Annotated in this window: 10 protein-coding genes and 1 pseudogene; 3 read left to right on the top strand and 8 right to left on the bottom strand. The window is 52.3% G+C overall.

The window, feature by feature from the left end; translation table 11 throughout:
• From LZ24_RS16155 to LZ24_RS16130, 5 genes and pseudogenes are all read right to left on the bottom strand, one after another.
• Positions 1-565 (bottom strand): annotated as a pseudogene (locus LZ24_RS16155) (4Fe-4S ferredoxin); the annotation flags it as partial.
• Positions 565-996: a hydrogenase iron-sulfur subunit gene (locus LZ24_RS17700; RefSeq protein ID WP_150136689.1), complete on the bottom strand. Its 432-nt coding sequence runs from the start codon at positions 994-996 to the stop codon at positions 565-567. The pseudogene LZ24_RS16155 and the gene LZ24_RS17700, both read right to left, overlap by 1 nt.
• 67 nt (positions 997-1,063) lie before the next feature.
• The gene (locus LZ24_RS16145; protein WP_186443215.1) at positions 1,064-4,096 is read right to left on the bottom strand and encodes an FAD-dependent oxidoreductase; all 3,033 of its coding nucleotides are present in this window, start codon (positions 4,094-4,096) and stop codon (positions 1,064-1,066) included.
• A gap of 796 nt (positions 4,097-4,892) precedes the next feature.
• Positions 4,893-6,203 carry a 3-deoxy-D-manno-octulosonic acid transferase gene (locus LZ24_RS16135; protein WP_144686751.1) on the bottom strand — a complete coding sequence of 437 codons (1,311 nt, stop codon included), beginning with the start codon at positions 6,201-6,203 and terminating at the stop codon, positions 4,893-4,895.
• On the bottom strand, positions 6,187-8,109 hold the full coding sequence (locus tag LZ24_RS16130) for a penicillin-binding protein activator (RefSeq protein ID WP_186443214.1): 1,923 nt from the start codon (positions 8,107-8,109) through the stop codon (positions 6,187-6,189). The genes LZ24_RS16135 and LZ24_RS16130 overlap by 17 nt, the downstream gene beginning before the upstream one ends.
• Before the next feature lie 166 nt (positions 8,110-8,275).
• Here LZ24_RS16130 and LZ24_RS16125 point away from each other — a divergent pair, with 166 nt between their 5' ends.
• Positions 8,276-8,791: a DUF4124 domain-containing protein gene (locus LZ24_RS16125; RefSeq protein WP_144686749.1), complete on the top strand. Its 516-nt coding sequence runs from the start codon at positions 8,276-8,278 to the stop codon at positions 8,789-8,791.
• Here LZ24_RS16125 and miaA read toward each other — a convergent pair.
• The 3 genes from miaA to LZ24_RS16110 all read right to left on the bottom strand — a co-directional run bounded on the left by miaA (position 8,755) and on the right by LZ24_RS16110 (position 12,503).
• Positions 8,755-9,717, bottom strand: coding sequence for a tRNA (adenosine(37)-N6)-dimethylallyltransferase MiaA (gene miaA, locus LZ24_RS16120; protein ID WP_144686748.1), 963 nt, complete (start codon positions 9,715-9,717; stop codon positions 8,755-8,757). The two genes, LZ24_RS16125 and miaA, sit on opposite strands and share 37 nt — an antisense overlap.
• A gap of 299 nt (positions 9,718-10,016) precedes the next feature.
• Positions 10,017-11,315: an ATP-dependent 6-phosphofructokinase gene (locus tag LZ24_RS16115; RefSeq protein ID WP_246118626.1), complete on the bottom strand. Its 1,299-nt coding sequence runs from the start codon at positions 11,313-11,315 to the stop codon at positions 10,017-10,019.
• A gap of 219 nt (positions 11,316-11,534) precedes the next feature.
• The gene (locus LZ24_RS16110; protein WP_144686747.1) at positions 11,535-12,503 is read right to left on the bottom strand and encodes a KpsF/GutQ family sugar-phosphate isomerase; all 969 of its coding nucleotides are present in this window, start codon (positions 12,501-12,503) and stop codon (positions 11,535-11,537) included.
• A 922-nt stretch (positions 12,504-13,425) separates the two neighbouring features.
• On the opposite strand from LZ24_RS16110, the gene LZ24_RS16105 reads away from it, so the two are divergent.
• Positions 13,426-13,698, top strand: a complete 273-nt coding sequence (locus LZ24_RS16105; RefSeq protein ID WP_144686746.1) for a PxxKW family cysteine-rich protein — start codon at positions 13,426-13,428, stop codon at positions 13,696-13,698.
• 340 nt (positions 13,699-14,038) lie between these two features.
• On the top strand, positions 14,039-14,766 hold a 728-nt coding region (locus tag LZ24_RS16100; RefSeq protein ID WP_144686745.1), incomplete at its 3' end, for an aminotransferase class I/II-fold pyridoxal phosphate-dependent enzyme.

The raw sequence follows: 14,766 nt of genomic DNA, 5'->3' as shown, positions 1-14,766 counted from the left end.
TGGAAGCGATGGCTTCCACGTCCGCAAAACGATTATCAGGGGCAAGTTCTTCCACGGGCTCCCCTGCCATCTCATCAAAGATTACAGGGTTGCGTTGAATGCAGGTGCGGCAGTTGGACTGGAGAACATCTGCCCTGCTGACGGTCTTTTCTCCCGCAGGGCCCTTCACCGTGATCTGATCTCCGGCTTCGGCGTAGGCGGTTACCTCACCGCCTGCAAGGTCGGGAAGGGCTTTTTTGTCCGCCATGCCCGTGCAGGGAACACCGATGATCACAAGCTGATCCCGCTTGATCTTGTTTTCCACAATGTGGCCCACAATGTTACGCGCATCACAGCCCTTGGCAATGATACCGATGCGGTCCTTGCGGCCCGTGAGGTAGTTGCACAGATTGAGACGGCAGGTCGCGTCCCAGATCAGATCCTTTGTATCCGATGCCTTACGGATGATGGTCGGCTCACTCATGACGGGAAGCGTTCCCTTTTTGAAGCCGATCACGACATCGACCTTCTCTGATTCGAGAAGGCCGCGGGCAATCTCTTTAATCCTGTCGATGTTTCCGCTCATTATTCCGCTTCCTTCATGTAACGCTTCACAAAATTAGTATTGGGACCAACGGCTTTTACAGCATCCGTTACTTCCTTGACCACTTCCACAAACTTGGTGGATTCGGCGGAAGAGATCCATGAATAATGGAGACGACCCTGTTCCACACCCATGTGTTCCATCAGGTCGTTGAACAGCTGAAATCTGCGGCGTGCATAGTAATTACCTTCCAGGTAATGGCAGTCACCAGGATGTCAGCCGGATACCCATACGGCATCGGCACCTTCCCTCAAAGCGGAAAGGAAAAATTTCGGACTCATACGACCCGTGCAGGGGATGCGGATTACCCGGATGTTGGGGGGATACTGAAAACGGCTTACGCCTGCCAGATCCGCCGCACCGTAGCTGCACCAGTTGCAAAGGAAACTCACAATTTTAGGTTCCCAGCTCATGGCTGTTTCTCCTTATGATAGAATCCTTCCAGAGCATCCGTAAAAGAACGCTCTGAAAGGAATTTGGTTATGCACTCATGGTAAAGATCTGCGCAAAAATCTGGCTGTTGTCAAAACCGCCATGGTGGATGGCACCACTGCGGCAGGCCGCCACACAAAGGCCGCAGCCCTTGCAGAGAACGGGATTGATTTCAGCCTTGCCCGCATAATAGCCCGTATCCATGAAGCTGGGGGCAGAATAGGGACATACGCTCACGCAGATACCACAGGAGGAACACACGGCAGCATCCACCCTGGCCACCTGACCGGAGGTATACACCTTCTGCTTGGCCAGCAGTGTCACGGCCCTTGCTGCAGCCGCCCTGCCCTGGGCTACGGTCTCATCCAGAGGCTTGGGATAGTGGGCCGTACCCGCAAGGAAGACACCGTCTGTTGCAAATTCGCTGGGTCCAAGCTTGGCATGGCGCTCCACAAAGAAGCCATCATCATTCATGGGTACCTTGAAGAACTGGGCCAGCGCCTCGTTTCTATTGGGAAGAACGGCTGAAGCCAGTGTCAGAATATCTGCCTTCAGCTCCAGGGGGCGACCCAGCACATGATCCTTAACACGCACCACAAGGCTGTCACCGGATTTTTCCACCACAGGCTTTGCATCCAGCTCGTAGCGGATAAAGATCACACCCGCATCCCTTGCCTCACGGTAAAGGTATTCCTTTTCTCCGTAGCTGCGAATGTCCCTGTACAGAATGAAGACATCCATATCCGGCTTATGCTTTTTCAGCTCCAGAGCATTGTCAATGGAGTGGGTGCAGCAAACGCGGGAACAGTAGGGACGATCCGGCTGACGGGAACCCACACACTGGATGAACACAGCACTTTCCGCAGAGTCCAGAATGGGATCTTTGGTTTTAAACTTGATATCCATCTCAAGACTGGTGAGAACCCTTGGATCTTCACCATACATATACTCTGTGGGCTGCAGGGGAGAAGCTCCTGTGGCCATGACAGCAATGCCATGTTCCAGAAGAAGCTTGGAACCGCCTTTGAGCTGGGTTTTGAAGTTGCCCACAAAACCGTCAACGGTGGCAATTTCCGTGTTCAGGTGAACGGTGATTCTGTCATCCACCTTGATGGCATTTTCAAGATCCGCCACCTTCTCCGCCACATCTTCGCCCTTGATGGTTTTAAAGAGATTCAGGGCCTGACCACCGAGGCAGTCTGATCTTTCAATGATGTGGGTCTGGTATCCCTGACTGGAAAGGGCCTTGGCTGCGGTCATGCCCGCAACACCGCCCCCCACCACCATGGCGGTCTGATTGACGTTCAGTTCGCCTTCACGGAGGGGTTCAAACAGAGAGGCCTTGGCAACGCCCATGCGCAGCAGATCTTTAGCCTTGTCCGTTGCCAGATCCGGTGTTTCCTTGTGTACCCAGGAATCATGGTTACGGATGTTCACCATCTCAAAGAGGTATTTGTTCAGGCCTGCATTGATCAGGGTTTCCTGGAACAGCCCCTCATGGGTCTTGGGCGTACATGCCGCCACAACCACCCGGTTCAGGTTCTTTTCCTTGATGATCTCCGCCATTTTATCCTGGGTATCCTGGGAACAGGCAAAGAGATTGTTGGTCACATATTCCACATAGGGCAGGCTTTCCGCATACTCTGCCAGCGCCTTCACATCCACGGTACCAGCAATATTGGAACCACAGGAGCAGACAAAAACCCCCACTTTTGGGCGGTCACCGGCAACATTTGATTCCGGAACAGCCTCTGCGGTTTTGGTACGGGTATTTCTGGCCGATGTCAGCAGCTCGCCCGCAGCAGAAGCCGCAGCCGATGCGTCAATCATGGCCTGGGGAATATCCTTGGGACCCGCAAAGGCACCCGCCACAAAAATCCCCTCACGGGAGGTGGCTACGGGCTTGAAGGTCTCGTATTCTGCAAAGTTGCCCCTGGTCAGCTTGATCCCCAGATCATTGGCCAGCTTCACCGTGGAAGGATCCGTTTCAAGGCCGATGGAAAGAACGATCATGTCAAAGACTTCCGTCTCAAGACGACCGTCATCGGTCACATAGCGAACCTCAAGGGAATCGGTTTCCGGAATGGGATTGATGGTATGCACCCGGCTGCGGACGAAGCGAACGCCCTTTTTCTTGGCGTTCTCATAGTAGCGCTCAAAATCTTTGCCGTGGGTACGCATGTCCATGTAGAAGATGGCGCAGTCAAGGTCATCACCATTGTGTTCCTTGGCAATGGCGGCTTCCTTGATGGCATACATGCAGCATACCGATGAGCAGTACCCGTTGTCGCAGCGGTTCATGTCACGGGAACCCACGCACTGGAACCAGGCAATTTTCTTCGGTTCCTCATGATCCTTGCTCATGCGGGTAAGGTGCCCCATGGTGGGACCGGAGGCGGAAAGAATCCTTTCAAACTCCATGGAGGTCACAACATTGGGGAATTTGGCATACTGGTAGGTATCAAAGATGGTTGGATCAAAGGGCTTGAAACCCGGAGACAGAACAATGGAGCCCACGTTCAGCTTCAGGGTTTCCGGCTTGTCATCATAATTGATGGCATCGGCAGGACAGATCTTTGCACAATTGCCGCATTTGTCCTTGGTCAGCTTGATACAGCTGGCCGGATCAATGACATACTTCAGGGGTACTGCCTGATCGTATTCCACATAAATGGCTTTACGCTTTTTTAAGGACGCATTGTACAGATCATCAATCTTTTTAGGACATTTTTCCGTACACGCACCACAGGCAATACATTTGTCCATATCCACGTAACGGGGCTTCTTGAAAACTTCGACCTCGAAATTTCCTGCTTCACCGCTGATGGACGTTACTTCACTTAAAGTCAGTAATTCAATGTTCAGGTGCCGGCCGACCTCGACCAGTTTAGGTGAGATAATTCACATGGCGCAATCGTTGGTCGGAAAGGTCTTGTCCAGCTGGGACATTACGCCACCAATGGACGACCCTTTTTCCACCAGATACACATAGTACCCGGCATCGGCCAGGTCCAGCGCCGACTGCATCCCGGTGATACCCCCACCCACGACGACAGCGGATCCAATAACTTCCTTCGACATGGTCTATTCTCCTGTAGCGATTCTGCAGATCCCTTTTTCCGCCACCCCATTATCCAGCGTTTTCAAGGAAATCTGCAACGTTACAAATACCCATATTGCCTGACGCCTTCCGGTTTCAGCACCGGAAACAAGCGCCAGAATCCGTACAAGCATTTATGAATTCTATTAGCACGCCAATCCTTATCGACTAACACCAATGTTGTCAATACATTTGTCCTGTGGGGATCTCAAGCCCTGACAGGAAAATTTACCCTGTTTTTTTCCGGAAATTTCCGCTTTAATACGGCCCTGAAATCGGCCCGGCCGCACCGCCCTTTTATTCAAGGGTAATTATTCAGCACAGCTTATTCCGAACTGCCAATGCTGTAGTTGCAGCAGATTCATACTGTTGCAAGGCTCCGTGGCTATTTGCAAGTGACATTGCAATCGTTTCGGATTCCGGCACTCAAGATCCATAGGCATTCTTGCTCCCGTAAAGGGCTTGAGTTTTTCAGCTTGAGTGCCGGATTGCGTCACGGGCAAACAGCCTGGGGCCTGTGCCTCTGTCTTGCAGGTATGGTACCGGGAAAACTGTGCTGAACAGCAACCCACGCCGTGTTACGGCGTTTTGTCATAAAGGAACTTTTGAAGTTACTCAGAAGCAGCTCACGCCCTGCCAGGGCGTCTTGTCATAGAGTAACTTGTGCAGGATTCAAACTAATTTCGATCAGTGGCGGATAATTGGACATTCTTTAAGTCTTTGAATTAAAAGAACTAAATTCAAGTTGCTCAGAAGTTACAAATCGTCAGAATGGAGCTATTTTTGCAAAAGCCTGATGATGGCATGGGTGTGGCAGGACAGGGCCCCCTGATTTTTCCTGAGGGCGTTCAGGCCCGCTTCCCCCGCTTCTCTGGCTTTTTCAGGAAAGCGCAGAAAAAAGCAGAGTTTTTGGCTAAGGGTATCGGCATCCCTGATTTCAAAGGCGGCTCCTGCTTCCGTGAGCAGTTTTTTTTCTTCTGAAAAATCTTCCATGGAAGGACCGAAAAGGATGGGTTTTGCCCAGGCTGCGGCTTCCAGAAGATTCTGCCCTCCTGCGGGGACAAGGCTGCCGCCGCAGAAAACCACATCGGCCAGGGCATAGAGGCTGCGCAGTTCACCCATGGTGTCAAGGAAGAGGACGGGGTGAGAAAGGGGCAGACCATGGCTGCGGCGCTGGTGGGAAAGGCCTTTTCTGGCAATGTTTTTTTCCATCCCTTCAAGGCGCTTCAGGTGGCGGGGGGCCAGAATCATGCGGAGATCGGAAAATTTTTCTCTGGTTTTTATAAAGGCCTCTGTAAGGGGGATTTCTTCTCCCTTGCGTACGCTGCCGCAGATCCAGAGGGGCGTGTTTTCCTTCAGCCCCAGTCCGGCCCTGTCAATGGGTAAAGGGGTGCCTGTCAGAAAAAAAGGATCCCTTTTGGCGTTCCCGCAGACCCATACCTTTTCCGAGGGGGCTCCCAGCTTAAGAATGCGTTCTGCATCTTTATCGCTGATCATGCTGAATCCGGCCATTTTATTGAAGATTTCCTTTAAAAGCGGACGGAGTTTCAGGTAGCGGGGAAAGGATCTTGGAGAAATCCGGCCATTGACCATGAGTACAGGGATTTTCCGGTCTGTACAGGCCCGTATCCAGTTGGGCCATATTTCCGTTTCCACGAAGACCATAATATCCGGAGGCCTTGCTTCAAGGGCGGCTTCGGGCCATCCCGGAAGATCCAGGGGGGCAAAAACGGGGGTTGCCACGGCAGAAAGCCGTTTTTCCAGCATGGCGATGCCTGTTTTTGTGCATGCGGAAAGGGTGAAGCAGATATCTTCAGGGAAAAGGCTGCGCAGGTACTGTACCAGAGACTCGGTGACCCCGGCTTCTCCCAGGCTGGCACCGTGTATCCATATATGAGGACTGGTGTTGTTTTTTTTTTCAAGAAAAGGCAGCCTGCCCCTGAGCTGCCGGTAGCGCCTTTCCTGTCCTGTCGCATGCATGCCTGCCCAGAGAAAAGGTGTGCCCAGTCCCCTGAGGGCCAGGGTGAGGACTCTGTAATGCCCGTAGGATGGTATACCGGTTGAAGAATTGTCAGGGAAGGACTTCACGGAAATTGCCTCCCCGTATTTCAAGGATGAAGGGCGGTGTCATGGATTCCCGTTTTTCTGAGAAACGGATGCGGCCCGTGACGCCGTCGTAGGCCTCGGACGCCATGACAGACTCAATAAATTCGGACCGGCTGTAGGGGGTCTTTTCCAGGGTTTGGAAGAGAAACATCAGGGTGTCAAAGACCACGGCTTCAATGTAGCCGGGAGGCTCTCCGTAGGTCTCCTTAAAAAGCTCAACAAATTCAAGTACCTGTGGGCGGGTGCTTCCCGCATGGAATCCCGTTGGCAGCAGAACGCCCCGGGCATGGCTTCCTGCCATCTGAATGAAGCGGGGGCTGTGCCAGAGATTGGTTCCCATCACCTGTACGCCTTCCACATCGTGATAGGCCAGCTGGGGAAGGATCAGGCCTGAGCGCTGGGCACTGTCCGGAATGAAGAGGGCGTCAAACTGGATGACCGGTTCCGGTTCTTTTTTCTCTTCCCCTTCGGTAGCCGGAGGGCGGAGATCTTCGGGAAGGGGAAGGTGAAGGCCCGTCAGGCGGCGGATGGGTTCGGAAAAATCCGTACTCCGCTCAGGGTAGCTTTCAACGCCCGTGATGCGTCCACCCATGTTTTCCACCTCATCCCAGAAAAGATCCCGGAAACTCTGCCCGTAGCTGTCATCGGGGTGGAGAATGGCAAAACGGAAAAGGTTGCGGCGGTTCATGGCATGGGAAACCAGGGCACGGACCTGCATGGCCGGTGTCATGAAGTGCCGGAAAATTCCGGGACCGATGTCCGTCACCCCTTCCTGCTGGGTCAGGGTGATCAGGGGGAGACCAAGGTCGGCTGCCGTCTGAAAGGATTCCGGGGAGGCGGCCAGGGGGCCCATGGCAGCCATGATTTTTTTATCATTCAGGGTTCGTATGGCTTCTGAAGCGGCATCATCGTCGGAACGGGTATCTTCTATCAGAATGCGGACGGGCAGAGCATTTTCCTGTTGGGTGTAGAGCATCATGGCCATTTCCACGCCCCTGAGGGCCTGATTCCCAAAAGGTTCGAAACGGCCGGTGAGGGGGAGGAGGCAGGCAATGGCCAAAGGATCAATTTCTTCTTTATCCATGAGGGCGCTTCTGAGGTCTTCGGCCATGTTTTTTCTTGCATGACGGGGGTGTCGGCTGAGAAAATCTTCAAGGATTTCTTCTGCGCTGCGGTAGCGGCCTGACTCCGCCAGACGGATGGCTCTGGCCAGCATGAGACTTGCAAAGGGTTCAGGTTCTGCCGCAAGGGGGATGGTGGAAAGAATGGTTTCGGGTTCCATTGTCCGGGTCTGATTGAAAATTTTATCCAACAGTATGGGTTTCAGGGCTTCCGGCGCTGTGGGAAAAATGAGCACAAGACTTTCCAGGGCTTCCTGGCTGCGGTTTGTGTTGGTAAGGATGTCTGCGTTCAGCATTGCCAGACGAATGTGTATTTCCGGCTGGTCTGTCCTCTGCCTTGCATGCTGGATGCATTCAAAGGCTTTTTCGCTCTGATTTTCTGTGTACCAGGAAGTGCAGCGGGCCAGCAGGGCTTCGGGGAAAAAGTTGCTTTCGGGATAGCCCTGAATCAGTCTGCTAAAATAATATCTGGCATTGCTGCCATTGCCTTCCGCCGCATAAAGGGAGCCGAGTTTATAAAGGGCCTCCGGCGCATGGCGGTGATCCGGATGGCTGGTCAGAAAATGCAGGTAGGCTTCTCTGGCCTCTTCCCTTTTCCCGCTTGCATAGAGTTTTTCAGCAGATTCAAAGCTTTTTTCTTCGGGTGTCTGCCTTGAAATATCCGTCAGGGAAGGCGGTCTGGCGCATCCGGTAAAAATAAAAAGGCATAGAAGACATAAAAGGGAGAGCCCTTGCAGGGTGGCCTTGGCTGTGAAATGTTTTTTCATAAAATCAGCAGTCATTCCATGGGTTGATGGTGGGAGCTGGTCGGACAGCAGGCTTTTTTTCCTGTTCTTGTCATAAAAACTGAAAGTCTATATACACTAAGATCATGGCGTGAGGCAAAAGGGAATTGGTTTTTTCAATTTTTCAAGCAGAAGAAAAGGGGGCAGTATGCAGACAAAAATCATGGTCCTTTTGGGTATGGGCCTTTTTTTTCTCGTAAACCATGCCGGTGCGGAATTTTATCAGTACAGGGATGAAGCGGGCAGAATTGTTTTCACCGATGACCTTTCCCGTTTACCTGAAAAGGACCGCGAGGCGGTTTTGCGTTTTGAAAGCCGTGGCACAGGGGAAGCGGAACCAGCAGGTCATGATCTGGACGCCGCCGAAGCCATTGCAGAGCCGGTTTCAATGGAAGAGAAAGCGGCATTTCTTGAGTCGGAACGCAAAGCCCTTGCGGAAGCGTTCAGATCTCTTGGGGAAAGGCAAAAGGTCCTTGAGGAAAGGGTGGAGGCCCTTACGAAAGCCGACAGGGAGGCCGTGGCTGCCCATAATGCGGAGGTTGCGGCCTTTGAGGAGGACCGGAAGGCCTATGAGCAGAGGCGCAGGGAATACAACAGGGGGGTTGAGGCTTTCAATGCCCGTGTGCATCAGGCCGGTGCTGATGAGGAAAACGAGGCTCCCTGAGAGCGCAGTCTTTCTTTTATTTCAGGAAGCATATCTTCCCAGGTATCCGGGGCTGTCCAGAGGATTTCAGGGTCCGCATTGAACCAGGTGTACTGGCGTTTTGCATAGCGGCGGGTGTCCCTTTTCAGGAGTCTGATGCCTTCTTCCCGGCTGACCCTTCCCTGAAGAATGTCTGCCATATGGCGGTAACCGATGGCCTGCATGCTTTTCAGCTCCGGACCATAGCCCATGGAAAAAAGTTTTTTTACTTCCTGCTCAAGGCCCTGCTCCAGCATGCGGTCCACACGCTTGTTGATACGTTCATAGAGTATTTTTCTGTCCGTGAGAATGCCGATTTTTACCACCGCATAGTCGGGTCTGTCCGAAAAGCCGTGCTTCTGCTGGTGGTTTGAAATGGTTTTTCCCGTGGCTTCAAAAAACTCAAGGGCCCGTATGATGCGGAAGGTGTCATTGGGGTGGATCTTTGCCGCAGCTTCAGGGTCTTTCCGGGACAGGCGGTCATGGAGGCAGGCTGACCCTGTTTTTTCTGCTTCCCTTTCCAGTCTGGCAAGACTTTCGGTGTCGGCGGGGTGCCCCCGGAAAAGGCCCTGAAGCAGGGCCTTTATATAAAGACCTGTACCACCGGCAACAATGGTGAGAAAACCGTTCCCGGCATTCTGTTCAATTTCTTTTCTTCCAAGCCTTGCAAAGGCCGCTGCATCAAAGGCCTCATCCGGATTGATAATATCAATGGCTGCGTGGGGAAACTGTCTGAGTTCCTCCGGATCCGGTTTGGCTGTGCCGATGTTCATATAACGGTAGACCTGCATGGAGTCGGCACTGAGGATGCGGGCTTTGAAAAGGCGGCTGAGTCCCATGGCCATCTCGGTTTTACCGCTGGCTGTGGGACCGCATATGACAAGGACTCCGGGTCTGATTTTCTGCATTTTTTCTCCTTGAATGTAACTGTTCAGCGCAGTTTTTCAGGTACCATACCTGCAAGGCAGATGCACAGGCCCCAGGCTGTTTTCCCGTGACGCAATCCGGCACTCAAGCTCAACAAAGTTGTATTGTTCTAAATTATTGGCTTTGGATTTATGGCTTGAGTGCCGGAATCCGAAACGATTGCAATGTCACTTGCAAATAGCCACGGAGCCTTGCAGCAGTAAGACGCTGCTGCAACTACAGCATTGGCAGTTCGGAATAAACTGTGCTGAATACTTACGACGATTTTATAACAGCCAGATCACACCCCCCTGAGGGAACCCTGCCCCGTTGTTTCAAGAACCGCCTGCCAGAGGGGACCGCCGGGATCCACGTGCCGCCGCCTCCCCGCACAAAGGGCAAGGGGAAGATGCACAAAGGCACCATTGATACAGCCCACCAGCATATCCGTTTTACCGGCCATGGCCGCATGTACGGCGTGACGGGCCAGGAAACTGCAGAAAACGGAATCTCCGGCATTGGCGGGCAGGCTGCGGATCATGTAGCCGGGATCAATGTACTTCATGGCAATGACCTGATCCTTTGCCCTGAAATAACCCTCGATGGCATCCTTGAGAAAGAGGCCGATATCCTTCAGCACCATGTTGCCTGAAGCATCTTTCAGCCCTTCCCTTTCTCCAAAAAAATGCTGCCCTGCCCCTTCGGCCACCACAATAACGGCATGGCCCCTTTCGGCAAGACGCCGGTCCAGAGACCACAGAAGCCCCCCTTCCCCATCCATATCAAAGGGCACTTCCGGTATCAGTACAAAATTGGCATCCTGCTGGGCAAGGGCCGCGGTGGCGGCTATGAAACCGGAGTGACGCCCCATCAGCCGGATAAGACCGACACCCATGGGATAAGCCACGGCCTCCGTATGGGCACTGCGCACAGCCCGTGTGGCCTCTTCCACGGCCGTATCAAAACCAAAGCTTCTTTCCGTTATTGCGATATCATTGTCTATGGTTTTTGGAATGCCCACCACGGCAAGATCCATGCCCCTTTTCCGCACCGTTTCTGCCAGCAGATGGGCCGCCGTGAGGGTTCCGTCTCCCCCCACCATAAAGAGGAGCTGAACACCTGCACGCTCAAGCTCATCACAGATACGGTCAAAATCCTGCGGCCCCCTGGAAGACCCAAGAATGGTCCCTCCCATGTCCAGAATACGCTCCACCAGAGCCGGGGTAAGCTCCAGAGGTGCATGGCCCGCTTCCGGCATAAAACCCTGAAGGCCATGGCGGATACCAGTGATATTCCCCACGCCGTAGCGATGATACAATTCAATGACAAGGGAGCGGATAATATCATTCAACCCCGGACAAAGCCCCCCACAGGTGACAATGGCTGCCCGGACACGGGCAGGATCAAAATAAATGCGCTCCCTCGGACCTGCGGCCTCAAAACTCACAGGTTCTTTCCCCTGCCCTGCGGCACAAAGAATTTCAGAAAGATCAAGGCTCTTCAGAATGCGTGCATCATCGGAAACAAAACGCCCCCCATGGGTAAAACGCAGGGGGGAGGCAAGGGAGCAGACTCCGAGATTCAAAATCTCTGTATCCACAAAGGGTATCCTTTCAAAAAAACGTAACTGTTCAGCACAGTTTTCCAGGTACCATAGCTGCAGGACAGATGCACAGGCCTGCAAAGCTCTGATACGAAACGATTGCAATGTCACCTGCAAATAGCCAGGGAGCCTTGCAGCATACGAAGCTGCTGCAATTACAGCATTGGCAGTTCGGAATAAACTGTGCCGAATAATTACAAAAATAATCTTCTGCCTTCAGAGCCTTGCATGGAACTTAAAGGCTCCTTTACCAAGGATATCATGCAGATGCAGCATACCCACAAGCATTCCTGAGGCGTCCACAACGGGCAGAACGGTTATCTGATGTTCTTCCATGGTGTTCAGGGCGTCATAAACAGGACTTTCCGGTGCCACGCAGCGGGGACTGACGGTCATCATATCCTCAAGCCTGCCCTTGCCACATTTACCCGAAGCCACAAGGTGCCGCACATCACCGTCGGTCAGTATTCCCTGAAGATATCCCTTTTCATCGGTTATCATCACGGCACCAAGGGAAACATGATCCATCAGCTCCAGCACCTCCGCAAGGGGTGTTCCCGTCACCACCCGGGGCAGGGATTCCGTGAGCATCAGATCACCCACACGGCTGGCCAGACGCTGCCCAAGGGCACCGCCCGGATGAAATTTTTTAAAATCAGCGGATTTGAACTGGCGTTTGTTAATCAGGGCCACGGCCAGTGCATCCCCTGCGGCCAGAAGAACCGTCGTGGATGTGGTCGGTGCCAGTCCCAGGGGACAGGCTTCCCTGGCCACCCCCACATTCACCACCACATCCGCCTGCCGGGCCAGCGTGGAGCTGGCATTCCCCGTCATGGCCAGAATGGGGCAACCCATGTGACGAATGCTGGGCAAAAGGACATTCAGCTCTTCGGTTTCCCCCGAATTGGAAAGGGCCAGAAAAACATCCCCGCTGCCCACAAGTCCCAGATCCCCGTGCATGGCTTCCACGGGATGCAGAAAAATTGCATGGGTCCCCGTGGAAATCAGGGTCGCCACAATCTTACGGCCCACAAGTCCCGACTTTCCAATACCTGCAACCACAAGCCTGCCCTTACAGGCAAATACCGCTTCCACCATTTTTTCAAAGGAGGCATCCACCCTTGCAGCAAAATCAAGGATACCCTGCGCTTCAATTTCAAGAACTTCTCTGATTTCTTTTATCATAATGGAGGTTTCCCAGTAACATTTAGGGTTGCCATGGCTTCTTTATCAAAAAAACAGCCACAAAAATCAATCTGATTACCACAAACTTTCAGCCAGAACCTGCAGCCATGCAAACCTCCAGTCAAAGAAATTGCATGGTAAGGATTTTGCCTGTAGTTGCAGCAGCGTCTTACGGCTGCAAGGCTCCGTGGCTATTTGCAAGTGACATTGCAATCGTTTCGGATCAGAGCTTTGCAGGCCTGTGCGAAAGAAGCGGCAAACTGTCTGAGCCGCCACAAAGGCAGCGTACCAAGGCCTGCCATGGTAATCAAAAAGCTCATCCTGCCTGTGGCGGGGAGTTTTTGCCGCTTCCGCACAGGGCAAGAAGCTCCCGAATAAGATTGCGTCACGGGCAAATAGCCTGGGGCCTGTGCATCTGCCTTGCAGGTATGGTACCTGAAAAACTGTGCTGAACAGTTACGATCACCACCGGAAAGAACAGAGAGAACCGGCACTTCCCGAAGATTCAAAGCATGTCGGACACTTACCCGCAGGTCTTGCAGTCTCCCTGAAAGCCCGCATGGGAATACACGAACAAAGATATTTTGCCGACTCATTCCATAACCGGGGAGCCACTATAAACCCAAGCAAAACATGAATCAATTTCATCTTCAGCTCAAGGCTTAAAAAAAACTGAAAAAAACAAGTTGCGTTTTCAAATTGACAAGCTCTCTTCCTTTTTTTATTGTTGCAGGGTTTTTGATCCGGTGACTGAACGGGGCCATATTTTTCCTGATACAAAGAAAGATGGCATTCAGTTCCGCAAGGATGCGGATATCTTAAGCATCGGAATATGTTTTCCGTTCAACCATTGTTCAGAATCCGAGTCCGTATCATTTATATCAGAAGTTTATCATTATTTAAGGAACCAGGAGTTCACCCTATGATCTGCACCACGACACGTAAAGGCCAGGACTGTGTTTTCATGAAAACCAGCGGTTGTTCCTATACCGGAGGCACCTGTCTTTCAGCCGTTGAAACCTGCATGGGCTGTGCCCGCATTACGGAACAGGAAAGCGGCATTTATTGTACGGTATTCCCCGACCCTTCCATCAAATGGAAACTGGGTAACTGCAATATGGCAACCCATCTGAAAACGGAAGCAGCGGCAGACAAAAAGAAAATCAACCCGCTTAAGGCATCCAAACGCAAGTAATGCAAGAAATAAAGCCCTTTTTTTGTCCTGTGAGCGTATCTGTGCCTGCCCCGGAAACGCCGCTGTTTTTTTCGTAACAGCACTGTTTTAATCCAGATATTTGAGGACAGAAACTGTGGCTTTTATTCTAAGAAGCGTCACACAGACACGCAGGAAACCATTGCCTGTCCCACAAGGTACTGACATCCCGCAACCGGAAAAGCCCATCCTTATTTTTTAAGGACATGGGCTTTCCTGATTTAAATCCTGCCTGTCAGGGCATATGCGTGCGGTCACCCGATGGCCTGTCACCAGAGTCAGCCATACGCCAATAAAAACCGACCTTTTGCCAAGGATAGACATGAATCCCTTAGCCGAGCAACTGAACGCAGCTCTTTCCAATGGAAATCCAAAAACCCTTGAACTTTTGTCCAGCGTGGGAAAAAATCTCTTCTTTCCCAAAGGCATTCTCAGCCAGAGCGCCGAAGCAAAGGAAAAAGCCCATGCCATCAATGCCACCATCGGCATCGCACGGGAAGATGGCGGTATCATGTGCTTTCCATCGGTCATGGATGGCCTGAATTATCGTCCGGAAGAATCCCTGACCTATGCCCCTTCCTTTGGAATTCCAGAGCTTCGGAAAGCCTGGCAGGCCTCCCTGTTCGAGAAAAATCCTTCCCTGAAGGGAAAAAGCGTTTCTCTGCCCGTAGTCACCTGCGGCATTACCCATGCCATCAGTGTTTTTGCGGAAACCTGGTGCGATGCCGGAGACACGGTGATCTTGCCGGACATGATGTGGGGCAACTACAACCTCATCATGAATGTCCGCCTCGGCATCCGGTTGCGCCACTACCCCATCTTCACGCCCGAAGGCGGATTTAATACGGAAGGGCTGATGGAGCAGGTACGGGATGAAGCCGAAAAAACCGGGAAAGCCATTGTGCTTTTAAATTTCCCACAAAACCCCACCGGCTACGCCATTTCAAAAAGCGAGGCCGCCACCCTGATAAAAGGGATCAGAGAAATTGCAGAATCCGGCAAAAAAATTCTCGTGGTAACAGACGACGCCTATTTCGGGCTCTTTTACGA

Origin of the sequence: Desulfobotulus alkaliphilus, from assembly GCF_007830435.1 — a bacterium.
GTDB classification, from domain to species: domain Bacteria; phylum Desulfobacterota; class Desulfobacteria; order Desulfobacterales; family ASO4-4; genus Desulfobotulus; species Desulfobotulus alkaliphilus.
Note: the sequence above shows the minus strand (reverse complement) of the source record. Positions and strands in the feature narration are given on the sequence as shown.